Source organism: Pseudohongiella nitratireducens (genome assembly GCF_001642735.1).
Classification (GTDB): Bacteria; Pseudomonadota; Gammaproteobacteria; order Pseudomonadales; family Pseudohongiellaceae; genus Pseudohongiella; species Pseudohongiella nitratireducens.
Map to the genome: position 1 here is coordinate 130,050 of NZ_LWHM01000032.1, position 21,811 is coordinate 151,860.

General features: G+C 52.2%; 21 protein-coding genes. 10 read left to right on the forward strand and 11 right to left on the reverse strand.

The genetic code is table 11. From position 1 onward, the window contains the following. Window positions 1-139: 139 nt before the first annotated feature. Both motA and motB read left to right on the forward strand, forming a co-directional pair. Window positions 140-991 carry a flagellar motor stator protein MotA gene (motA, locus tag PSCS_RS12275; protein WP_068812401.1) on the forward strand — a complete coding sequence of 284 codons (852 nt, stop codon included), beginning with the start codon at window positions 140-142 and terminating at the stop codon, window positions 989-991. Between the two features lie 32 nt (window positions 992-1,023). Continuing rightward, window positions 1,024-1,971, forward strand: coding sequence for a flagellar motor protein MotB (gene motB, locus PSCS_RS12280; protein ID WP_068812402.1), 948 nt, complete (start codon window positions 1,024-1,026; stop codon window positions 1,969-1,971). A 40-nt stretch (window positions 1,972-2,011) separates the two neighbouring features. Here the strand turns inward: motB and rsgA are convergent, their stop codons facing one another. Continuing rightward, complete coding sequence (gene rsgA / locus PSCS_RS12285; protein ID WP_068812403.1) at window positions 2,012-3,064, reverse strand: small ribosomal subunit biogenesis GTPase RsgA; 1,053 nt, start codon at window positions 3,062-3,064, stop codon at window positions 2,012-2,014. 101 nt (window positions 3,065-3,165) lie between these two features. Between rsgA and orn the strand changes: the two genes are divergently transcribed. Further along, on the forward strand, window positions 3,166-3,720 hold the full coding sequence (gene orn, locus PSCS_RS12290; RefSeq protein WP_317621810.1) for an oligoribonuclease: 555 nt from the start codon (window positions 3,166-3,168) through the stop codon (window positions 3,718-3,720). Between the two features lie 25 nt (window positions 3,721-3,745). On the opposite strand, the gene queG is transcribed toward orn, so the two are convergent. After that, window positions 3,746-4,822, reverse strand: coding sequence for a tRNA epoxyqueuosine(34) reductase QueG (gene queG / locus PSCS_RS12295; protein ID WP_068812404.1), 1,077 nt, complete (start codon window positions 4,820-4,822; stop codon window positions 3,746-3,748). A 64-nt stretch (window positions 4,823-4,886) separates the two neighbouring features. Then, a complete protein-coding gene (locus tag PSCS_RS12300; protein ID WP_068812448.1) occupies window positions 4,887-6,032 on the reverse strand; it encodes a methionine aminotransferase in 1,146 nt (381 codons plus the stop codon). A 129-nt stretch (window positions 6,033-6,161) separates the two neighbouring features. Here PSCS_RS12300 and ovoA point away from each other — a divergent pair, with 129 nt between their 5' ends. Further along, window positions 6,162-8,594, forward strand: coding sequence for a 5-histidylcysteine sulfoxide synthase (gene ovoA, locus PSCS_RS12305; protein ID WP_068812405.1), 2,433 nt, complete (start codon window positions 6,162-6,164; stop codon window positions 8,592-8,594). Here the strand turns inward: ovoA and PSCS_RS12310 are convergent. Continuing rightward, window positions 8,560-9,558 carry an LLM class flavin-dependent oxidoreductase gene (locus PSCS_RS12310; protein ID WP_082866666.1) on the reverse strand — a complete coding sequence of 333 codons (999 nt, stop codon included), beginning with the start codon at window positions 9,556-9,558 and terminating at the stop codon, window positions 8,560-8,562. The two genes, ovoA and PSCS_RS12310, sit on opposite strands and share 35 nt — an antisense overlap. 156 nt (window positions 9,559-9,714) lie before the next feature. Here PSCS_RS12310 and PSCS_RS12315 point away from each other — a divergent pair, with 156 nt between their 5' ends. Together PSCS_RS12315 and PSCS_RS12320 are read left to right on the forward strand one after the other, a co-directional pair. Next, window positions 9,715-10,746, forward strand: coding sequence for a hypothetical protein (locus PSCS_RS12315; RefSeq protein WP_068812406.1), 1,032 nt, complete (start codon window positions 9,715-9,717; stop codon window positions 10,744-10,746). A 30-nt stretch (window positions 10,747-10,776) separates the two neighbouring features. Continuing rightward, complete coding sequence (locus PSCS_RS12320; protein WP_229694635.1) at window positions 10,777-11,646, forward strand: hypothetical protein; 870 nt, start codon at window positions 10,777-10,779, stop codon at window positions 11,644-11,646. Window positions 11,647-11,735: 89 nt separating this feature from the next. On the opposite strand, the gene PSCS_RS12325 is transcribed toward PSCS_RS12320, so the two are convergent. Beyond that, the gene (locus tag PSCS_RS12325) at window positions 11,736-12,422 is read right to left on the reverse strand and encodes an esterase/lipase family protein (RefSeq protein ID WP_229694636.1); all 687 of its coding nucleotides are present in this window, start codon (window positions 12,420-12,422) and stop codon (window positions 11,736-11,738) included. Between the two features lie 54 nt (window positions 12,423-12,476). Between PSCS_RS12325 and PSCS_RS12330 the strand changes: the two genes are divergently transcribed. Together PSCS_RS12330 and PSCS_RS12335 are read left to right on the forward strand one after the other, a co-directional pair. After that, window positions 12,477-13,586 carry a helix-turn-helix transcriptional regulator gene (locus PSCS_RS12330; protein ID WP_068812407.1) on the forward strand — a complete coding sequence of 370 codons (1,110 nt, stop codon included), beginning with the start codon at window positions 12,477-12,479 and terminating at the stop codon, window positions 13,584-13,586. 75 nt (window positions 13,587-13,661) lie between these two features. Then, the gene (locus tag PSCS_RS12335; RefSeq protein ID WP_068812408.1) at window positions 13,662-14,897 is read left to right on the forward strand and encodes a serine hydrolase domain-containing protein; all 1,236 of its coding nucleotides are present in this window, start codon (window positions 13,662-13,664) and stop codon (window positions 14,895-14,897) included. A 20-nt stretch (window positions 14,898-14,917) separates the two neighbouring features. Here the strand turns inward: PSCS_RS12335 and PSCS_RS12340 are convergent, their stop codons facing one another. Beyond that, window positions 14,918-15,478 (reverse strand): TetR/AcrR family transcriptional regulator, encoded by a 561-nt coding sequence (locus tag PSCS_RS12340; protein ID WP_068893801.1) that lies wholly within the window; start codon window positions 15,476-15,478, stop codon window positions 14,918-14,920. 114 nt (window positions 15,479-15,592) lie between these two features. Between PSCS_RS12340 and PSCS_RS12345 the strand changes: the two genes are divergently transcribed. Both PSCS_RS12345 and PSCS_RS12350 read left to right on the forward strand, forming a co-directional pair. Then, a complete protein-coding gene (locus PSCS_RS12345) occupies window positions 15,593-16,069 on the forward strand; it encodes a (2Fe-2S)-binding protein (protein WP_068812410.1) in 477 nt (158 codons plus the stop codon). Beyond that, window positions 16,069-18,237, forward strand: coding sequence for a xanthine dehydrogenase family protein molybdopterin-binding subunit (locus PSCS_RS12350; RefSeq protein ID WP_068812411.1), 2,169 nt, complete (start codon window positions 16,069-16,071; stop codon window positions 18,235-18,237). The genes PSCS_RS12345 and PSCS_RS12350 overlap by 1 nt, the downstream gene beginning before the upstream one ends. 399 nt (window positions 18,238-18,636) lie before the next feature. Here PSCS_RS12350 and PSCS_RS12355 read toward each other — a convergent pair whose 3' ends face one another. The 5 genes from PSCS_RS12355 to PSCS_RS12375 form a co-directional block, all read right to left on the reverse strand. Further along, window positions 18,637-19,836 (reverse strand): MFS transporter, encoded by a 1,200-nt coding sequence (locus PSCS_RS12355; protein ID WP_068812412.1) that lies wholly within the window; start codon window positions 19,834-19,836, stop codon window positions 18,637-18,639. A 98-nt stretch (window positions 19,837-19,934) separates the two neighbouring features. Beyond that, entirely contained in the window at window positions 19,935-20,534 is a 600-nt protein-coding gene (locus PSCS_RS12360) for a DJ-1/PfpI family protein (protein WP_397387424.1), read from the reverse strand. 6 nt (window positions 20,535-20,540) lie between these two features. Beyond that, on the reverse strand, window positions 20,541-20,918 hold the full coding sequence (locus PSCS_RS12365) for a DUF2306 domain-containing protein (protein WP_308426218.1): 378 nt from the start codon (window positions 20,916-20,918) through the stop codon (window positions 20,541-20,543). A 90-nt stretch (window positions 20,919-21,008) separates the two neighbouring features. After that, entirely contained in the window at window positions 21,009-21,422 is a 414-nt protein-coding gene (gene arfB / locus PSCS_RS12370; protein ID WP_068812415.1) for an alternative ribosome rescue aminoacyl-tRNA hydrolase ArfB, read from the reverse strand. A 5-nt stretch (window positions 21,423-21,427) separates the two neighbouring features. Further along, window positions 21,428-21,793 (reverse strand): MmcQ/YjbR family DNA-binding protein, encoded by a 366-nt coding sequence (locus PSCS_RS12375; protein WP_068812416.1) that lies wholly within the window; start codon window positions 21,791-21,793, stop codon window positions 21,428-21,430. Between the last annotated feature and the right edge of the window lie 18 nt (window positions 21,794-21,811).

The window sequence follows — 21,811 nt, forward strand, 5'->3', positions numbered from 1 at the left end:
CAGACAAGCTTAGACGAGTCACTTTGGAGTGACAAGTTTGTGATGTCCGTTCGGTATTTAGGGCTAATGATATAGCGGAATTGTCCGATGTAATAGGAACAGTAGCAAAGCCTTTTGATGTTGGAGGTATGGCGGCAGTATGTTGTTTGTAATCGGAGCCCTGGTCGTATTCGGCAGTGTGGCAGGTGGCTACATCATGCACGGTGGTGTACTGGGTGTACTTTGGCAGCCGTCAGAATTTATTATTATTCTGGGTGCCGCCTTTGGTGCTTTTCTCATCTCTAACAGCATGCATGTTGTCAAAGAGACGGGTAGCCACATACCCAAGGCGATTCTGGGTCAAAGTGCCACTCAGGCAACCTATCTTGACTTGCTGAGCCTGCTTTATGACCTGTTCAATAAAGCGCGCCGTGAAGGCATGATGTCGATTGAGGCAGATATTGAAGTGCCCGCGGAAAGCGGTGTCTTCACCCAGTATCCCTCATTGTTGAAAAACTCACGCATCATCGAGTTTCTCACCGATAACCTGCGCATTATGACCACCAGTAATCTCGCCCCGCATGAAGTGGAAGCGATGATTGATAATGAGATCGAAACCCAGTTGCACGAATTAAGTGAACCTTCACATGCCATGCACCGCATAGCTGATGGCTTGCCGGGTTTTGGTATCGTGGCGGCGATTCTGGGTATTGTGATTACTATGCAGAAGCTCGGTGGTCCGCCGGAAGCGCTGGGGCAAAGTGTTGCTGCTGCACTGGTAGGTACCTTCATCGGTATCTTTGTTGCCTATGGTTTTGTTGGCCCTATCAGTAACCGCTTGCAAGAAGTCGCTGATGCGGAAATTAAAATGTTTGAGTGCATCAAAGCTGCCATTGTTGCTACATCCAACGGGTTGCCACCTCAACTGGCTATCGAGTTTGCCCGCAAGACACTGTATTCCGGTGAGCGTCCCAGCTTTACTGAGCTGGATGAACACATTCGCAGCCGTTAACACTAACGGCCCGATCTGACGAGCTTTCGTTCATGGAAAACAAAGAACAAACCATTGTTATCCGCCGCATCAAAAAAAGCGGCGGTGGTCATCACGGTGGTTCCTGGAAAATCGCATTCGCTGACTTTGCCTTGGCGCTGATGGCCTTCTTTTTGGTGCTGTGGTTGATTGAAAGCACCACTGAACTGGAGAAGATGGTGATAGCCGGCTATTTCTCCGATCCGCGCAGCCTGGCCAACGAAGGCGATGGGGGTACTCCTTATGTTGTCGACCTCGGTGGTCGCCCCCTGTCTGTTGCCAACCAGGGGTTGAACCTGGCGCTGGTGCAGGAAGACCAGGAACAGTTCGTTGAAGACTCCCAGGAGTTGGAAAACCGGGAGCTGATTGAGCTGGCGCGCCTACGGCAGATTGAGATGCTGCAAAGCCTGAAAGGTCAGGTCGAGGAGATGGTAGCCGGCAACAATGAGTTTGAATGGTTCAATGATGCACTGGAAATTGAACTGACCGAAGAAGGCCTGGCGATTCAGATTACTGACCGAGAAAATCGGCCTATCTTTGATCTAGGCTCAGAACAATTACGTCCTTATGCGCGACAGGTGTTGTGGGCGCTGTCAGATATCCTGATGGATGTGCCTAATAAAGTGAGCATATACGGTCACACCGATAGTGTGCCTTATTCTGCAGCGAATGATGACTATACCAACTGGGAGCTCTCTGCCGACCGGGCAAATTCCGCACGCCGAGCGCTGGTGGAAGGTGGTATGACCTATGGGCGTTTTTCACAGATTATTGGCATGGGTTCATCGTTGCCCCTGATGCCGGAAGCGCCGCTGGATCAGGCTAACCGACGTATTGTGATCATGGTGCTGAACGAAAAAATTGATGAGCAGGTGCTGGAAGAAACCCGTAATGCCGAGCTGCGAGGTCGCCAGCCACCCGAGAGCGCATTACCTGACCAGCCGGCACCAGAGATCTTCTGATCTTCTTTGCTTTATGCATGGCAGCGCAAGCCAGAGGCGCTTAACGGGCGCCCTGGCTTTGCAGAATCAGCTGATAACTGTGTAATCGCTCGGCATTGATGGCACCTTCTGCCACTGCATTGAGAATGGCGCAGCCCGGTTCGTTGACGTGTTTGCAATCGCGGAAACGGCAATATCCCAGATAAGGGCGAAACTCCCGAAAACCGTGAATCAGGTCTGTTGCTTCCACATGATCAAGTCCGAATTCACGTATGCCCGGTGAGTCAATCAGATCGCCACTGCCAGGCATGTGGTAGAGGCGAGTTGCTGTGGTGGTATGCGTACCTTTTGCCAGGCCCACTGACAACTCCCCAACGTCCGCATATTCGGCTTCTTCACTGTTTTCCATATCACGCAGGGCATTAATGACAGATGATTTGCCAACGCCAGATTGGCCAACGAACACCATGGTGCGTTCCGATAGGGTCTCGCGCAAGGCAGATACACCATCTTCGGTTTTGGTAGAGGTAGTGAGTGTCTGGTAACCAATGCTTTCATAGCGTGCCAGCAACGTGGCAATCTCACTGTCTTGTCCGGTGTGAGCCGGATGATCCAGCAAGTCCGCTTTATTTAGCAGGATGATGGCTTCTAGCGACAGGTTTTCAATGGTGACCAGATAGCGGTCGATCAGGTTGGCAAATGGCTCTGGCTCTGGTGCAATGACGACGACAACCGTGTCAATATTGGCTGCCACCGGACGCAGTGTGCCACGACTGTTTGGGCGACTGATCAAGGACTTGCGATCCAACTGGGCGACAACCACACCGCTGTTTTCGTCATCGGCCTGCCAGATTACATGGTCGCCAGTGACCAGAGGTGGCAGGTTACTGCGTTGATAACAGCGGAAACGCTCGCCCAGGTGTTCACCCGTCAGTGCTTCGATTTCCAGTTGCTGGCCAAAATGACAGACTACCAGCCCCGTTTGTTCGGGGCCGAGTTGGCGTGAGTGGTCAGTACTGTCTGCCTTGCTGTCAGTGACAGTGCTGGCAGTACGCGATTGTTGCTGGCGCTGAATCCGCCGTACCTGATGTTTATTAAGTCTTCGTTTGGCCATGGTCTGCCATTCTATTACAATGCGAGGGTGCTGAAACCCTGATTTTCCATCAGGACAGTATTTTGATGATAATAAATGGCTAGGGAGTCATTCTGGTGAGCATAGACAAGCAGCAAACCCTGATTTGGATTGATATGGAGATGACAGGGCTGGAACCCGAGCATGACCGTATCATTGAGGTCGCAACGCTGATCACGGATGGAGACCTGAATGTACTGGCCGAAGGCCCGGTACTGGCTGTTCACCAAAGTGATGAAGTGCTGGCCGGTATGGATGAGTGGAACCAGCGCACACATGGTGAATCCGGCCTGGTTGAACGTGTGCGTCAAAGCAAGTTAAACGAAGCGGATGTGGAAGCGCAGACAATCGCTTTCCTGCAACGTTATGCAGAGCGTGGCAGTTCGCCCATGTGTGGTAACAGTGTGCACCAGGATCGCCGTTTCATGGTCAAATACATGTCATCACTGGCCGATTTCTTTCATTACCGAAACCTGGATGTCAGTACGGTGAAAGAGCTTGCCAAACGCTGGCGCCCGGATGTGGCGAGTGGTTACAAAAAGCAGAGCACTCACCAGGCGATGGATGATATCCGGGACTCGGTGGATGAGCTGAAGCACTATCGTGAGCACTTCTTTAAACTGGATCAGCCTTCCTGATATTGCTGGCTCTGGCAGCAGTACCCTATTCCTGGGGCTGGGGCTGGGGCTGGGGCTGGTGCTGGTGCAGTGCCCATTGCACATGCTCACGCACCAGCGGCGATTCATGGTTGACCCGGCTCTTTAAGGCTTCAATCACTGGAATCGTACTGGGGGCATTGCCCAGCCCGACTGCGATGTTCCTCAGCCAGCCTTCATAGCCGGTTCGGCGAATGGCGGAACCGGCTGTACGATCCAGAAACTCCTGCTCGGTCCAACTGAATAATGTTGCCAGTGAGCTGTTATCCAGCCCATGCCGGGGTGCGAAATCTGTCTCTTTACTTAAGTGTGTGAACTTGTTCCAGGGGCAGATCAACTGGCAGTCATCACAACCAAATACGCGATTGCCGATCATGGGGCGCAGTTCTTGCGGAATGCTGCCCTGCAATTCAATGGTCAGATAGGAAATGCAGCGTCGGGCATCCAGCTGGTTGGGGCCACGAAATGCCTGGGTCGGACAGATGTCCAGACAGGCAGAACAGCTGCCGCAATGGGCACTGTCAGGCGGGTCGACCGGTAAAGGCAAGTCCGTAAACAACTCGCCCAGAAAGAACCAGGAACCGGCTTTTTTGTTGAGCAGCATGGTGTTCTTGCCAATCCAGCCCATCCCGGACTTTTCAGCCAGTGCACGCTCCATGACCGGTGCACTGTCGACAAAGGCGCGATAGCCAAATTCACCGATATGTTCACTGATACGTGTTGCCAGTTGCTGAAGTCGTTTGCGAATCAGTTTGTGGTAGTCCCGTCCTCTTGCATAGCGGGAAATATACGCATTCTCTCTGTCGAGCACCGGTTTCAGCGACTGGTCTTCCAGCAGGCTGTAATCCATGCGCACACACAGCGCGCGTAGCGAACCCGGGTGCAGTTCAGCTGGTTTAACCCGGAGATCACGATGACGTGCCATGTATTCCATTTCACCATGATCGCCGCGTGCCAGCCAGTCATCCAGGTGATCGGCGTAGTCCTGCATGTCCAGGTCAGACACGGTAAGCTGCTGAAACCCCAGTTCTCTCGCCCATTCACGAATCTGTGTCAGTAACTGATGAAGTTCGGTGTCATTCATGATTGTGGTGTCAATGATTGATGCATGGCGATTTAAAAGCGTATTAAGTTTGGTATTGGCCGTGTTACAGCTGACAAATAATATCAGCCGCCTGTTTCAGCGTGCTGTCATCCTTGCAGAAGCAAAAACGAATCATCCGGCTATCAGCTGGCGCATTTTCATAAAATGGCGAGAGCGGGATGGCAGCCAGTTTCTTTTCCTGGCACAGCCAGTCTACGAATTCACGGTCAGGCAGATCACTGACCTCACTGTAGTCAACACACTGAAAATACGTACCCGCTGATGGCGTAAATGTCAGTCGGGAAGCGCTGATCAACTCATTGAATGTGTCACGTTTCTTCTGATAGAAAGCCGGTAAATCTTCGTGGTGTTCCGGGCAGTCCCGCATGAAATCCGCAATGGCATACTGGATAAAACTGGTTGATGTGAACGTAACAAACTGGTGTATTTTTCTGAACTCGCTCATGATGTTTTCAGGTGCCACACAATAGGCCGCTTTCCATCCAGTGGCATGATAAGTCTTGCCGAAGGAGAAAACGGCAATGCTTTTTTCCCTGAGTTCAGCATGGCGCAAGACGCTTTGGTGGATGCCACCATCGAAGACCATATGCTCATAGACTTCATCGGACAGCACAATAATTTTCCGGTCACGTATCAGTTCGGCCAATTGATCCAGGTCCGCTGAAGTGAGCACGCTGCCGCAAGGGTTGTGCGGTGAGTTGATAATAATCATACGGGTTTTGTCACTGATGGAGTCCTGCAGTAACTGCCAGTCAATACAATAATCCGGTCGCGTCAATGGCAAATGCACGGGGATACCACCCGCTAGCCGCACGGACGGGTCATAGGAATCATACGCCGGGTCAAACATGATGACTTCATCACCATCACTCACAAAGGCCTGTATGGCATCATATAGGGCCTCGGTGGCACCGGAGGTCACAGTAATCTCCTGATCCATGTCAACCTGGCAGTGATACAGGGTGTTAACCTTGTTGGCAATTTCGGCGCGAAGTTGATCCACACCGGTCATTGGTGCGTATTGGTTTTTACGGTTATTCAGGTGATGGACCACCCGCTCACGCAAGTATGCCGGGCAATCAAAGTCGGGAAACCCCTGTGACAGGTTGATGGCACCGTGCTGCTGTGCCATTCTCGTCATGACGGTAAAAATGGTGGTGCCCACATGCGGGAGTTTGCTTTGCACAATAAATCCTCGTTCTGACCAGTCGTTATCTGTCACGCAGTCTACACGATCTGTGTGTATAGCCGTACTGCAGTAAAATCTGGAATATCTAAATTATAGCTATACGGAAAGGGTTACAGGGAGCCAGGCAACATGAGCCAAGCCTATTCAGAAACAAAGCGCAGCAAGCGCCTGCCACAAGCCCTGGCCTCGGCAGTGCCAGGTCAGCCACCGCAAACTGAACCTGCCTGGGCCGGCAATGCGGCATACAGTCTGCCCCTGGTGGACGCCGGGGCTGGTCGGGATGCATTGCTGGCTTATTTTCACAATACCTGGGCATTGACTGAGACACTGTTTTCAGCGCTGGTCAGCGAAGAGGCTTATTATGTCCGCCCTTATCACAAGACCCGCCATCCCCTGATCTTTTACTATGTGCATCCGGTCAGTTTTTATGTGAATAAACTGCTGGTTGCAGGGCTGATCAGTGAACCAATCAACAAAGAATTTGAAGCCCTGTTTGAAACGGGTGTTGATGAGATGAGTTGGGATGACCTGCATGAAGGTGAGCAGGAAGTCTGGCCCAGTGTGGCGGAAGCTCAAATTTATCGTCAGCAGGTATATACCATGGTCTGCGAATTGATTGAGACGCACCCTGCTTTTGATACCCCGATTACGATGGAGGACCCTGGCTGGGCGCTGATCATGTGTTTTGAGCATGAGCGCATCCACCTGGAAACCTCATCAGTGCTGATCCGTGAACTGCCGCTGAAGTATTTACGTGTGCCGAATCAGTGGCCATCTTTTGCCAGTCACCAAACGGCGTCAGCCGTGCGTACCAGTTCAGCCGCCAGCGGAGTTGCAGAGACACGCTTTGTAAGCCCGGTAAAAGGACTGCACTATCCTGATGACAACCCCATGATTGCGGTTGCTGCAACCGAGGTGCAACTGGGCAAACCCAGGCATTGGCCCAGTTATGGCTGGGACAACGAGTATGGCAGCGAGCGTCGTGATGTGCCGGCTTTTCAGGCCTCTGAGCGTCTGATCAGTAACGGGGAGTTTTACGAGTTTGTCAGCTGCGGCGCATACCTGGAAGAAAAGTACTGGAGTGAGGCCGGTTGGCAGTGGCGCCGATTCCGTAATACCCGCTGGCCAACGTTCTGGGTCCAGGACGGTCCGGTCGGCTCCCACCAGTACCGCCTGAGAACGCTGTTTGAAGAAATCCCCATGCAATGGGACTGGCCGGCGATCGTGAATTTCTATGAAGCCAAAGCGTATTGCAGTTGGCTGACGGAACAACAGTCAGCGAATCAGCGCCCTTATCGTTTGCTGTTGGAAAAAGAACATGTTGCCATGCGTGACGCTGCTCAGCAGCAATTGGTCAACTGGCAGCCAAGAGGGGGTGATAGGCAGGATGATCTTCTGACCCTGGATCCCGTGATGGCGGATAGCGCCTTGTCGAACCGTGGCCATAACCTGAATCTGCGTTTTGGCAGTGAGGGGCCGGTTGAGGCGGATGAGCCGAATGAAGCGGGTTTCCGTGATGTCTTTGGCAACGTCTGGCAATGGTGTGAAGATGCGTTCCATCCATTGCAGGATTTCGAAATCCATCCTTATTACGTCGATTTCAGCATGCCTTGCTTTGACGGTGAACACCAGATGATTCTGGGCGGCTCTTTCATCAGCACGGGTGATGAAGCCAGCGTCTGGGCCCGCTTCCATTTCCGCCCGCACTTTTTCCAGCATGCCGGTTTTCGCGTGGTTCAAGGTGAAGCATTGCTGCCTGATACTGGCAAGTTGCGTTATGAAAGCGATGTGCTGTTGAATCAATACCTGCTCTTCCACTATGGCAGTGCCATGGAACAGCGCGATGAGTCGATTAGTCAGAGCGCCGGGCATCCGGCCACGCCTCCTTTCATGGAAACCATGGCCTCGCTGGTAGTGTCCCATGCTTCCCGGCCAGGTTCCGTCCTCGATTTGGGCTGTGCTGTAGGTCGTGCCAGTTTTGAACTGGCCAGGCACTTTGAGGACGTTGTTGCGGTGGATTATAGCGATTCATTCATCGCGGCAGCACAGCACCTGCAGCAACATGGTCAGCTGGACTACGAGCGATTGGAGTCCGGGCGACATACCACGACATTACAGGCCCGGGTAGAAAACCCGGCAGGGCCGGATCGGCTGCAGTTCATGCAAGGTGATGCAGGTAATTTACAGGGCAGTTCACTCAGTCAGCCCCTCAGCCAACCCCCCAATGAGGCCGGACGATTCGATGCGGTATTGATGAGTAACCTGTTATGCCGTTTGCCGGACCCTGCTGCCTGCCTGGCACAGTTTGTGGGCGACGCTTCACCGCTGGCAGAGGGTGGCATCCTGGTGCTGGCATCGCCTAACACCTGGATGGAGCAATACACACCCGCCGAGAAGTTTCTGGATGCGCCAGACAGTGACGGTGCCGTCGAGGTGCTGGCGTCATTGTTGCCAGGTTTTGAGTTGCTGCATCAACAGGATCTGCCATTCATGATTCGCGAACATCGTCGAAAATACGAATATGTGGTCAGTCACGTGACGATATGGCGCCGCAAGCTTTAGCCGCGAAACGCAAACAGTCAAGCCGGCTTTGGTGGTCAAAGATGTGGGCGCTGAACATGATCTCATCGACGCCGGTTCGCTCTACAAAAGCAGAGATACCCTGCGCTACCTGATCGGGATCACCAATGATGGCCTCGCGTAACGCGTGCCGGGCGGCGCCCAGTTCGGCTTCGCTGGCGATACGGTGAATATCGTCCACCGGTGGTTTCAGCGGCCCCGGGGTGCCTCGCCGCAAGGCAATGAATTGTTGCTGCACGGAGGTAAACAGGTGTTGTGCCTGTGATTCGCTGGCTGCGGCATACATCGGTACAGCCGCCATGCAGTAGGGTTCAGCCAATTGCTCGGACGGGCGGAATCGTTCCCGGTAGAGGTCGAGTGCCTGCATCAGGTGATCTGGTGCGAAATGGGACGCGAAAGCAAACGGTAAACCCAGTGCCGCCGCCAGCTGCGCGCTGAACAGGCTGGAACCAAGCAGCCAGATGGGCACCCTGAGCCCCTCGCCAGGCACCGCGCGAACCGGCTGGTTTTCACTGGCGGGCGCGAAATAGTGTTGCAGTTCCTGAACATCCCTGGGAAATTGGTCGACAGAGTCGTGATAACGCCGTAACGCTTGCAATGTCGCCCCATCAGTCCCTGGTGCTCGCCCGAGGCCCAGATCGATCCTGTCCGGGTACAGGCTGGCCAGTGTGCCAAACTGCTCTGCCACCATCAGCGGAGCGTGATTGGGCAGCATGATACCGCCCGAGCCTACGCGTATTTTATCGGTGCCTTCAGCCACATAGCCAATGGCGACGGCAGTTGCCGCGCTGGCAATCCCGGTCATGTTATGGTGTTCGGCCAGCCAGAAGCGGTGATAACCACATCGTTCAGCCTCTTGAGCCAGGCTTCTGGAGTTGCGTAACGCCTGACCAGCGTTGCTGCCTTGGACGATTGGGGCCAGATCAAGTACAGAGTAGCGAATCATATTATTCCTCTTGGTCAGGCGTTAATTTAACACAGCCTGACGCCGTTTTCTGTCAGTATGTCGTTACCATCGAACGGTCGCTTGAAACTTGCCAAAGTGTAAACTAATCTGGATTTCTACTGAATTTCGTCACTTTGACTCTCCGAGGAGACTACCGTGAAAAAGAGAAATGTATTGTCTGCCGCAATTGCCGGTACGATATTGGCTTCTGCCGCCATGACATTGCATGTCGCCAGTGCTGCAGAAGACTATGAAGTACCACTGAATGAATGGGGCCAGCCCGATTTGAGAGGTGTCTACAACTTCAGTTCCAACACACCCATGCAGCGCCCGCGTGAACTGGGTACTCAGGAGTTTTTGACGGCGGAAGAGGTGCACGCTCGTGATGCACAGGTTGCCGCTGATGCCGCCGCCAGAGATGGTAACTCATCGCAAGGTGGCGTGGGTGGTTACAACCAGTTTTGGGTGGAAGGCGCGCCGGAAGAAGCCAACCTGCGCTCTTCGATTATCATCTATCCGGAAAACGGCCGTTTGCCTTCGCGTGTAGAAGGTGCACCAATCGCTTTTGGTGGTTTGGGCCCGGATTATGATGGCGAGCGTCCGGTTCGCGTCACGGTAGGCGGTATCGCCAAAGATGGCCCGGAAGACCGGGGACTGTCAGAACGTTGTCTGCTGGGTTTTAACTCGGTACCTCCGTTCACCCCCAGTATGTACAACAACAATGTGCAGTTGTTCCAGAACAAAGATTACGCAGTTATCTACAATGAGATGATCCACGAGTCGCGAATTGTCCGTTTACATGACAAAGAGCATATCCCCGACGATATCCGGCAATGGACGGGTGATTCCATTGGCTGGTACGAAGGCAACAGCCTGGTTGTTGAAACCAAGAATTTCAACAACAAAACACAAACGTTTTATGGCACTGGTACGGCTGGGGAAAGCAAGACCTTGATCGAGAAATTTACCCGTCGCTCTGATGCCGTGGTGGATTATGAGTTTACCGTCATCGATCCGGAAGCTTATCAGGACAAGCTGGTAGGCACCTTCCCGTTGATTGCGACCAATGATCAGATTTTTGAGTATGCCTGTCACGAAGGTAACTACGGTATGTACAACATTCTGCAGGGACAGCGTGTTGAGGATGGAACCTGGGATCGCGAAAATAATCGCGTCATTGGACAGTAACAGTATCACAGCAAGGAAATTGGGATATTCATGAAAACGCAACTAAAAACAATATTGGCAGTGACTGCAACTGCCATCGCTGTGAGTGCCTTGTGGAACGTGAATCAGGGGCCAGCAGAAGCACAACAGAGTCAGGGTGGAAGTGATATACCGCGAACGCCAACCGGTAAACCGGATTTCAATGGTATCTGGCAGGCAATGACCTCCGCTTATTGGGACCTTGAACCGCACGAGGCGCGACATGGTCCTACGCTGGCGCTTGAGGCTGGTGCATTCATGGCAGTGCCTCCGGGCATGGGTGTCGTTGAAGGAGGCGAAATTCCTTATAAGGATGGCATGCGTGCCCGCCAGGTAGAAAACAAGCAAAACTGGCTGGAACGAGATCCGGTCCGCGAATGCAAGTTGCCAGGTGTGCCACGTGCCACTTATATGCCTTATCCCTTCCAGATTTTTCAGGCGCCTGATGCCACATTAATAACCTATCAGTTTGCCGGTGCTGACCGTATTGTGCATATGGATGCTGATGTAGAAGCTCAGGTCGATACCTGGATGGGCACCAATAATGGCAGCTGGGATGGTGATACGCTGGTGATCGATGTGACTGGCCAGATTGCTGATACCTGGTTTGACCGTTCGGGTAACTACCACAGTGGTTGGGAAATGCATGTACAGGAACGCTACACAATGATCGATGCCAATACCATCGACTATTCCGCAACGATCAATGATCCGCTCACTTTTGAGCGCCCCTGGACGATTAACATGAAACTGTACCGTCACCAGGATGAAAATATGGAATTGCTTGAATTCAAGTGCGTCGAGTTCGTTGAAGAATTGCGCTATGGCGACTTGCGAGCGCCTGGGTCAGAAAGAGGTGATGGCGTAACGCCAATCTTCTGATAGCACACTACGCCAGATGAAAGCCCGGTATTTTCAGGTTCCGACCTGCAAGTGCCGGGTTTTTTTCGTTATCAGTTTTAAATGGCTCTTCAGCGCATGAATTCGCCATGATCCAGGTAGTGAATCACTTGGTCGATGACATCATTATTATTCATCATCAGGGGGTGGGTAGTCGGCATCACGATATGATCATTCATGCCAGCCAATTTGCTGCGTTCGATGGACACCTTGCCATCATCGTCGCCGGGTATCAGTAATGAAAGTATCCAGTTAATACTTTTACTACCTGCAATGATGCCGACATCAAAATTCGCTGGGCCTAACTGCTGGGGAACACTTCCTGTTTCAGTGCCCAGCTCCAGGCCGGCATCGCCGTTGAGCCAGTGAAAGCCAGGAACGTCGCGCAGCTTATCAACCACCTCGCTGCCCTGATTAGGTGGGCCAAGCATGACGACGCGATGCAAACCGTCAATGTCATGCGCTTGCAGATATTGTCTCACCAGTATGCCGCCGAGAGAGTGAGTCACAAAACTGATTTCGGTGTCTGTAGCGCACTGCTCCAGGGCAGGAGGAATGGCTTTTTCCGTTAGAGTTTCGATGGCAAAATCTCGCGAGGGGTAGCCAAGATTGACAGTGGTATAACCTGCAGTGGTCAATTTCTCAGCCATTTCATTCATTGAGTCAGCAGATCTTGCCAGGCCGTGCAGTAGAATCACACAAGAGGCTTCCGCCATAGGGCAGAACAGAGAAAAGATGAGCATTAGCGTGGTTTTCATGACGTCCAATCTATAATATCTTTGCTCATGATGTCACCTGATACTGCTTAAACCATGATGCCCATTGAGTCACTTAGCCAGCTCGATTTATTAATCCGCATGATGGTACTCGGCCAATTACTGCTATTAGGTGGTTTGGTGTTGCGCGAGCCGGCGTCGCGACTGCGGTTGCTGTTGCTAGCCTGTGGTTTGAGTGTCGCTGGCCTTGTGATGTTAACCGCACCCATACCGGATGAACAGTATGGTTTGCTACGCAATGTTCTGTTGATTCTGACAGACGCCTTTGCCTTCATTTTCTGGCTACTGATCTGCCATCTCTTTGAAGATGATTTCAACCCAGGGAAATGGCCAACACCGGTTAAATGGCTGCTTGGGCTATTCGGATTGGTGTATCTCTATGCATTGGGCATTCAGGCTGGTGGCAGCATTTTACACGATCTCATTCATGCCATTAGTCTGGGCTTGGTTCTTCATGCCGCGTACATTGCCTGGCGCGGCTTCAAAGCAGATTTGCTGGATACACGGCGCCGCGCCAGAGTCATGGTGGTGCTAGGTATTACGCTATACAGCACGATATTAGTGATATTTGAGTTTGCAGACGAGCGTTATCGCAATGCCGCGGTGTTCGGTTTGTTTAATGCGACGTTCTTGTTATTGATTACAACGATTGCAGTGGCTCGTACCTTTCGTTTGCAATATGAGCCTGGCAAACCGGCAGCAGAAATTGCTGCGACAGAGCGGCAGGAAATAGCCAGGCCCCAACCCGGTGATAGTCAGCCAACCCTGGTTCGCCATCAATCAGAATGGTCGCCCGCAGATGCGCGCCTGTCAAAAGCACTGGATTCTTTCATTGCCGAATGTGGATATCACCAGCATGGTTTGACGATTTCAGGACTGGCCAGCCAGTTAAACTGTCCGGAACATCGCTTACGCCGACTTATCAATCAGACCCGCGGTTACCGCAATTTCAACAGCATGTTAAATGACCTGCGAGTGGCAGATGCTCGCGAGCGTCTGGTTGATCCGGCCTATGATGACAAGCCGATACTGAGTATCGCGCTCGATTTAGGTTACGATTCCATCGGCCCTTTTAATCGGGCTTTTAAAGCAAAAACCGAGCAGACACCGAGTGAATTTCGGGGTGATATTCAAAATCGGCGCTAACTTTTCATAATCGGCAAGATCCCTGAACAGTTGCCAGGCAGACTTCAGACAGAGATGAATAAAGGAGAGTTTCTCATGTCTGTTAGAAAGCTTGTTGCAACACTGGGCCTTATGGTCATGTTGATCCTGGTTTACCTGCTGTGGCCGGTGTATGGGTTTATTGGGGAGGACACAGCCTGGATGCGTAAGCCCTGGGCATGGCAAACGGTCCCTGCTGCACAAAACTGTCTGTCTGGAAGTGAGAACACCGCCCTGTCACAGCTGTCTGATCAAGCATGCTCTATGCTGATAACACATCAGGCAAATATCCATGCGCCTTCTCTTTCCGCTGCCATTGCGATTGAAGGTGAGCTGGTCTGGAGTGCTGCGGCCGGGTGGTCAGACCTGGCTTCAGGCGAAAGGGCAACGCCACAAACGCTATACCGCATTGGTTCGACTTCAAAGCCAGTGACAGGGACATTGCTGGCGCGAATGGTGAGCAATAAGAGAGTCGATCTGGATGAGCCAATTGGCAGTTATGATGATGCATTGCCAAACCCCGACTGGGCGCAACTGACATTACGCCAACTGGCATCACATATGGCGGGGATGCCCGAGTACAAAACCAACCAAGACTGGCTCGGTGTGTATCATTCCATTGCATTGCGCAGGCATCATTCAAATGTCAGGCAAGGACTCGAACTGTTTGATGGCAGTCCGTTACGTTACCCGCCAGGCAGCCAGTTTGAATATTCATCATTCGACACCTTGTTGATTGCCTCGATCTTGCAGCGTGCCGGCAGGCAATCTTTTGATGAACTGGTACAGCAACAAGTCACCGGACCTTTAGGGTTATCTTCCCCTGTGCCGGATGCGGACGTACCTGAGCGAGCTACGTTCTACCAACTGGATGGCAACCGGGTTCAGCCATGGCGCAGTGTTGATCTCAGCAATAAGCTGCCCGGTGGTGGGTTTATGGCCAGACCGGCAGATCTGGTCATGTTAGGTGCAGCATGGCTGGATAATGACTTCATTCCCAAAGCAACACGAGACACATTTTGGACGCCACAAAGGATCAACAGTGGCGAGATAAACGAGCAATCATATGCCCTCACCTGGCGCTGGCGCGATGAAGGCAGTTTTGCGCACCATGGCGGTGTATCCAAAGGTTCGATGGCCTGGCTGGCCGTTTATCCGAAGCAGTCGCTGGTGATTGCCATGACCATGAATGCAACCTTGCCGGTGTTTACAGATTTTTCATCCTTGCAAACTGAATTAGTGGAGTTATTTTCCAAGGCTAATGAGGTGCAGGCTCAAGTTGTTGAGAACTGACTGAAAAGATCGAGTTTTCTTCAGGGAGCTAATAGCTGTAACAACACTGTGCGCTGGGTTTTCCATAGCTCACGTAAGTGTGCTTCATCTTTTGCTTCGTATTTCAGCGCTTTGGTTGTGCGCTGAATGTTCTCAGCCAGCGCTGTCATATCAATGCCCGCACGGGTAATGGCAGGTTCATATTCCTGTAACGCTTCCGCAATAAGGTGCTGATAACGCTCTGCTGCGTCCGCTAATTCATGCCGGCAAGCGGTATTGAAGCCGCTGATCACATCGTCAGCATCAGGCGAGCTGCACAACAGGGCAAAGTGCTTGCCTGCGATGCTTTCAAAGATGACATCCAGTTTCTGTTCCGCACTGTCGGCAGTAGCAAAGCCATTGATAAGATCAGCGACCGTCTGGTCAGCCAGGTGGCGTGTGGCAGCACGAAGCAACTCTTCTTTATTGGCAAAAGCAGCGTACACAGATTGCCTGGACAGTCCCGCTTCACGGGCGATGTCATTCATTGTCGTACGGGCCATGCCGTATCGAAAAAACAGCTTAAGTGCTGCGGATATAATCTGGACGTCTCGAGTGCTCATTCTTACATCTTTACAAATATTGACATATTGTCAAGACGGCATGCTAATATACTGGATAACAACGTCTTGAAACATCAGATTGTACCACCTTGATCCCCAGCCACGGGAGGCAACATGGCCTATACATTACTCATTAACGGTGAATCTCACGAGCTGGATGTCGATGGCGACATGCCGCTGCTGTGGGCGGTTCGCGATCATCTGAACTATACCGGCAGCAAATTTGGTTGCGGTATGGCCCAGTGCGGTGCCTGTACCATGCAGATTGACGGACAGGCGACACGAACCTGTGTGTTGACGGTAGCAGCTGCTGAGGGCCGAAATATCACGACGATAGAAGGGTTACAGTCCCCGCAAGGCCAGGCCCTTCAGAAAGCCTGGGTAGAGTTGCAGGTGCCTCAGTGCGGCTATTGTCAGTCTGGACAGATCATGTCAGCAACCGCTTTACTCGAGCAGAATCCCAGCCCCAGTGATGCGGACATTGATACAGCCATGTCTGGCAACATTTGCCGGTGCGGTACTTATTCCCGTATCAAGCAGGGCATCAAGCTTGCTGCCAATGCCGTTCGTGACAATGAAGGAGCTGCGTAATGAAAGCGTCCAGATTCCAATCACAGGATCATATCGACACAGGTCGACGTCAGTTTCTCAAGCTGTCTGCGGCGACAGGTGCTGGTCTGACTCTCGGGCTTAACCTCACAACCAGGGCATCAGCACAAGCTGCCGACTCACCAGCTCTGCAGTTTAACGCCTTTGTGAATATCAGCCCGGACAATACCGTGAATGTTTATATCAAGCACCTGGAAATGGGTCAGGGTGTGTATACCGGTCTGGCCACCTGTGTTGCTGAAGAACTTGATGCCGCCTGGTCCCAGGTCAAATGCGAACATGCACCGGTGGATACCGAAAAGTATGCCAACCTGTTCATGGGGCAGCAGGCCACGGGTGGCAGCACAGCTATTGCCAACAGCTTTACCCAGATGCGTCAGGCGGGTGCCACAGCACGCGCCATGCTCGTGGCTGCTGCTGCCCAGCGCTGGGGAGTGCCTGCGTCAGAGATTTCAGTGTCTGAGGGGCAAGTCTCTCATGGCAGCCACCAGGCCAGTTTTGGTGAGTTGGCAGTGGAGGCCGCTGCTCAAAATGCACCTGCCCCCGAAGCGGTCAGCCTGAAAGACCCTGCCGATTTCACACTGATTGGCAGAGAAGACCTGGTTAGAAAAGATGAAGGCAAGCAGAACGGAACGGCTGTTTATACCCAGGACGTGCAGCTACCAGGTATGCTGACTGCAGTCGTGGCACATTCTCCCAGGTTTGGTGGTCGCGTCAAAAGTTTTGATGCCAGCAAGGCACTGCAACGCAATGGCGTTGAGCAGGTTTTCGAAATTGAGAACGGTGTTGCTGTACTGGCGAAGGATTACTGGACTGCCATCAAAGGGCGCGAGCTGCTGGAAATTGAGTGGGATGACAGTGCAGCGGAAACACGTAGCAGTGGCACAATCCTGTCTCAGTACCGGGAGTTGGTAGATGAGCCTGGTATCGTTGCCGAGCGCGAAGGCGATGTCGCCTCACAGCTTAATCAAGGTGACAGTGTTGAAGCCGTGTTTGAGTTCCCTTACCTGGCGCATGCACAAATGGAGCCTATGAACTGTGTCGCCAAAGTGGATGGTCAGCGCGCCGAACTGTGGTATGGCTGTCAGGGAGCCACCAGTGACCAGATGGCGATTGCGCAGTTGCTGGGCGGAAAGATTGAAGATGTCAAAATTCACACGGTATTTGCCGGTGGTGGATTTGGCCGCCGCGCCAACCCTTTCTCCGATTATGTTCTGGAAGCTGTCAGAGTGGCACGTGGAGCACAGGGTAAACCAGTGAAACTGGTCTGGAGCCGGGAAGATGACATGCAGGCAGGTTTTTACCGCCCGGCATTTGTCCACAAGCTTTCTGCTGCTGTCGATGACCAGGGAATGCCAACAGCATTTCAGGCCCGTCTTGCCGGGCAGTCCATTATGATGGGAACCAACATGGAGTCCATGAGTGTTGTCGACGGAGTTGATAATGCATCCGTGGAGGGCCTTGTTCACCTGCCCTACCAGGTACCGAATCGCCAGGTGGAAGTTCACAATACTCAAGCCGGTGTGCCAGTACAGTGGTGGCGTTCAGTGGGCAATACGCACACCGCTTTCAGTAAAGAAGTTTTTATTGATTCGCTGGCAAGAAAAGCTGGTCAGGATCCGGTTGAGTACCGCCTGTCACTCTTAAAGCATAATCCGCGTGAAACAGCTGTGTTAAAACTGGCAGCGGAAAAAGCGGAATGGGGATCGCGGAAATTGCCTGAAGGCTGGGGGCGCGGCGTTGCTGTCCACACCTCATTTGGCAGTACCGTTGCAGAGATTGTCGATGTTTCTGTTCAGGGAACAGAATTCAAGGTTGAGCGTGTTGTCGCTGCAGTTGACTGTGGCATCGCCGTGAATCCAAACATTATACGCGCCCAGATCGAAGGTGGTATTGCCTATGGCCTTTCCGCAGCCCTGGCCGATGAAGTCACATTGACTGATGGTAATGTGGATCAGACCAACTTCCATAATTATCGAGTACTGCGCATGAACGACATGCCGGAAGTGGAAGTGCATATCCTGCCATCCGGCAACGCACCCAGTGGCGTTGGTGAGCCAGGTACACCACCAGTTGCCCCCGCAGTCGCCAATGCCCTGGCAGCTGCCACCGGCCAAACACTGACCCGGCTACCCTTACGCTTAACCTGAACCAATCGGTTTATAGCCATTCAAAAAAACGGCCGCCTGGAGCGGCCGTTTTTTTATTTGTCCGGAAGCATCCAAAACACAGCAGATACGGCACAAGGTCAGGACATCATAGCTCAGACGGCAGACAGTAAGACCACGTTTAGCACATCACTTGTCGCTCGAAAAAGCGGGCGGATTGTCTGAAGCCGACAGGCTGAGTTTCCGCCCGTCGAGCAACAAGAGATGTGCTGTGGTCGTCTACCGTCTGAGCTATGATGTTCTGACCGCCCTTCAGTCGAAAACTCGCCTGACGGCTCATACAATTCGGCTGCGTTTTCGGGTGAGAAGCGCTAGGCAAAGCGTGGTCTGACTGGCTGCAACAGGTGGAGAGATAACCTGCCCGTCGCTCCGCAGTGCCCCCTAACCGCTCTGCCTGGCCCTCTCAGCAACAGCCGTACTGCTGTAACTGACAATCGCCCCGATTAACATCAACGATGCACTTAGCGCGAACGTTAAACGGAAGTCCTGCTGCCAGTCTATCAGCAGACCTGCCAATGCAGGGCCAACCAGTTGCCCCAGTGCAAAGAAAACCGTGACAAAACTGACAGCCATGGCCGCATGCTGAGGCTTGACCGTACTGGTCGCAGCAGCCAGCACAGATGTAAACAGTCCGGTCACAGAAAGTCCAACCATCACAAAATGAATCGTGAAAGCCAGTGTCGTCGGCCAAAGCACGGGTATCAGCGTTGCGCACATGGCGACGATCATGCAAAAAGTTAATGCCCTGCCGTGTCCCAGTTTGTCAGCCAGCCAGCCCCAGATGGGACCGGAGAAAATAGAAACAAAACCCATGATTGAGACCAGGCGTCCGGCATAAGCGGCAGGTATATCTGAATCCAGTGCAAAGCTGTACATGAACAGTACCTGGACAATGTAAGTCAGGCCGACTACGCCATAGACCATTGCCATTCGTACCACATGAGGGTTGCGGTAGGCCGTGGCCAGCCCCTGCTTCATCGTGATGCTTTCTTCATGGCGGGGAGGGTCACGCAAAAACACCAGCACCAGTACTGTCACAGTTGCTGCAATGCCGGCAAATGTTGCCCAAATCATTCGCCAGGACGATTCATCGCCTGATTGTGTAATCATTGGTATGAATATGCCGGTCAGTAAAATACCGGTACCCACACCGCTGCCGGAAAAACCGATTACCATGCCGCGCCGTTCCGGGTACCAGGCGCCAAGCAATGATACCAGCGGTGTAAACGTGAAGGCGGTACCAAATCCCATCAGCACCATGCAAAGCATCAGCAGCGGGTAAGCAGAAAAAAAGCTTAAACCAGTGTAACCAAGCACACCCAGAGAAAGGCCCAGCAGGATAGCTTTCTTACCACCATAACGACCGGCAAATATGCCTGCGTACAGCAACAAGCTCAGATAACCCAGTGCGGTCAGCGTCCCCAGGTTGGCGGCCTGTGAGTAGCTCAGGCCCAGCGTCTCGCGCATGACCGGCAAGATAAGCCCATACGAAAGCCGCCCGAATACCACGGCACTCAAGGTACAGAGCATACTGATGGGAATCAGCAGATAAATTGGCGGGCGATTAGCGGGTGTCGACATGAATCTGGGCCTTGTGGAAAGCCCGAAATTCTAACACAGATAATGGCCTGGAGGCTTGCGACGCAGCCCTGACATACTGCACTTAATATAGTGGTGCATTAATCAGCGTTATTGTCATTCCAGTCATACTCCATTTGCCTGGCTGTTTTTTGAGCAAGCTCCATGCTGGCCAGTTTGGACACTAGATGCAGGCTCATATCAATACCTGCTGAAATACCGCCAGAAGTGACCAATTTGCCTTGGTCGACCCAACGCTGTGCGGTTAACACTGTCAGAGCCGGATAGGATGCGCGCAAGTCTTCAATATCTTCCCAGTGCGTTGTCACGGTACGCCCAGACAATAGCCCGGCTTCGGCAAGCAGAAACGCACCGGTGCATACAGAAGCAACAGACGTTGCGCTTTCAGCCGTACTGGCAACCCATTCGATAATATGTGGTTTCTTTATTTCCCCAGTGTGAACGCCACCCGATACAATTAAAACGTCAATGGCAGGGTGGTCGCTGATACTATAGTGAGGTGTGATCAGGAAATTTCCTCGGGCGTGAACCGGTTCTCTGTTTTCTGCGATTAAAAAAACGTTAAACAGATTTTCAGGACAGGATAATCGGCTGGCAGTTGAAAAGACTTCAAATGGACCGGAGAAGTCCAGCACTTCAGCATTGTCGTAAATGTAAATGCCGATATTCATTTTATACATCCTGTATCAGCCAAATAACCAGCCGTGAATCAACCGGCCTGGTGATAGTGTAAACACTCCAGCGACCAATATTCCGCCAACGTAGAGGCCTACCATGTTTTTCCTGTGGGTTTTAATGTCACCTTGTCTGGCGGCATATAAAGCTCTACCGACTGAAAAGAAAACAACAAAACTAAGAATATGGATGATACCAAAGTGATTGAACAGCTGTGGCCCGACATAAGCGGGCATAAAAAGTGTAACCCCCGCAGTGATTACCATTAGGCTCATGTAGAGCTTGCCGATGGCCCGATGCTTGCCTGTGCCTTTTGACTGAGACAGCAGGTAAGCCCCGAGGAATATGGCAGGTATTATTGTCGCCAGGTGTACAGTCACCAGTTGCATGTAAGTCATAGCAGCATGAATATGTTATGAGTCATGGTTCTCCCCAGTTTACGTTCCGCCATGAACCTGACTCCCAGCGCGTTTAATCAATCAGTCGATGGGTTTGCTGCGCAATGACTTGACCTTGCCGCGATGTGTTTTGTTATCAACCCGGCGCCTCTTCGCTGCACGGGGTGGTCGGGTAGGTCTGCGCACCTTTTTGGGCTTTGTAGCAACTTTTATGAGCTCGACCAGCCGAGCGAGTGCATCAGCGCGGTTTTTCTCCTGGGTGCGGAAATTCTGCGCTTTAATGATGACCACACCCTCTTGCGTGATGCGCTGATCATTCATGGCCAGGAGCTTTTCCTTACACCAGTCGGGCAAAGAGGATGACTGGATATCAAATCTCAGGTGGATAGCTGAGGAGACTTTATTGACATTTTGCCCACCGGAGCCTTGTGCCCGGATGGCAGACAGGTCGATCTCGTCATCTGGAATTGCAATAGTCTCTGAGATAGTCAGCATTGCGATTAATCCTGGTTGAGTCCAAGTTCCTTTTGCTTCTTCTTTGTCAGCCCTAAGGAAACCAGGTAGTGAGATTGTGTCAGGTAATACCTTAACGGTTCGTCATTCATACTGAAGTTATCGTATTTCTGGATCCATTTAAAGCCGCGGGATGCCAGGTAGGGTGCTGGCCGGTAACCGGGTTCGTCTTTAAGGAAATGATAATTTTGCTCAGAGACTTTAAAGCTATAGGCAGGTTGCCTGGATTTTGACCATCCAGCGATGGCAAACACTTTGCCGCCGACTTTCCAGACATCAGCTCCTCCCCACTGAACGACATGGGTCGTTGCAGGTAATGAGGCACAAAATATATTGTACTCATCGCGGGTCATGATGAATATCCTGAGCCT

What these genes read in the sequence shown, in the direction of transcription:
- motA (WP_068812401.1), top strand. Translation starts at nt 140, where the DNA reads ATGTTGTTTGTAATCGGAGCCCTGGTCGTATTCGGCAGTGTGGCAGGT.
- motB (WP_068812402.1), top strand. Translation starts at nt 1,024, where the DNA reads ATGGAAAACAAAGAACAAACCATTGTTATCCGCCGCATCAAAAAAAGC.
- rsgA (WP_068812403.1), bottom strand. Translation starts at nt 3,064, where the DNA reads ATGGCCAAACGAAGACTTAATAAACATCAGGTACGGCGGATTCAGCGC.
- queG (WP_068812404.1), bottom strand. Translation starts at nt 4,822, where the DNA reads ATGAATGACACCGAACTTCATCAGTTACTGACACAGATTCGTGAATGG.
- ovoA (WP_068812405.1), top strand. Translation starts at nt 6,162, where the DNA reads ATGAGCCAAGCCTATTCAGAAACAAAGCGCAGCAAGCGCCTGCCACAA.
- PSCS_RS12310 (WP_082866666.1), bottom strand. Translation starts at nt 9,558, where the DNA reads ATGATTCGCTACTCTGTACTTGATCTGGCCCCAATCGTCCAAGGCAGC.
- PSCS_RS12320 (WP_229694635.1), top strand. Translation starts at nt 10,777, where the DNA reads ATGAAAACGCAACTAAAAACAATATTGGCAGTGACTGCAACTGCCATC.
- PSCS_RS12325 (WP_229694636.1), bottom strand. Translation starts at nt 12,422, where the DNA reads ATGAAAACCACGCTAATGCTCATCTTTTCTCTGTTCTGCCCTATGGCG.
- PSCS_RS12330 (WP_068812407.1), top strand. Translation starts at nt 12,477, where the DNA reads ATGATGCCCATTGAGTCACTTAGCCAGCTCGATTTATTAATCCGCATG.
- PSCS_RS12335 (WP_068812408.1), top strand. Translation starts at nt 13,662, where the DNA reads ATGTCTGTTAGAAAGCTTGTTGCAACACTGGGCCTTATGGTCATGTTG.
- PSCS_RS12340 (WP_068893801.1), bottom strand. Translation starts at nt 15,478, where the DNA reads ATGAGCACTCGAGACGTCCAGATTATATCCGCAGCACTTAAGCTGTTT.
- PSCS_RS12345 (WP_068812410.1), top strand. Translation starts at nt 15,593, where the DNA reads ATGGCCTATACATTACTCATTAACGGTGAATCTCACGAGCTGGATGTC.
- PSCS_RS12350 (WP_068812411.1), top strand. Translation starts at nt 16,069, where the DNA reads ATGAAAGCGTCCAGATTCCAATCACAGGATCATATCGACACAGGTCGA.
- PSCS_RS12355 (WP_068812412.1), bottom strand. Translation starts at nt 19,836, where the DNA reads ATGTCGACACCCGCTAATCGCCCGCCAATTTATCTGCTGATTCCCATC.
- PSCS_RS12360 (WP_397387424.1), bottom strand. Translation starts at nt 20,534, where the DNA reads ATGTATAAAATGAATATCGGCATTTACATTTACGACAATGCTGAAGTG.
- PSCS_RS12365 (WP_308426218.1), bottom strand. Translation starts at nt 20,918, where the DNA reads ATGCAACTGGTGACTGTACACCTGGCGACAATAATACCTGCCATATTC.
- arfB (WP_068812415.1), bottom strand. Translation starts at nt 21,422, where the DNA reads ATGCTGACTATCTCAGAGACTATTGCAATTCCAGATGACGAGATCGAC.
- PSCS_RS12375 (WP_068812416.1), bottom strand. Translation starts at nt 21,793, where the DNA reads ATGACCCGCGATGAGTACAATATATTTTGTGCCTCATTACCTGCAACG.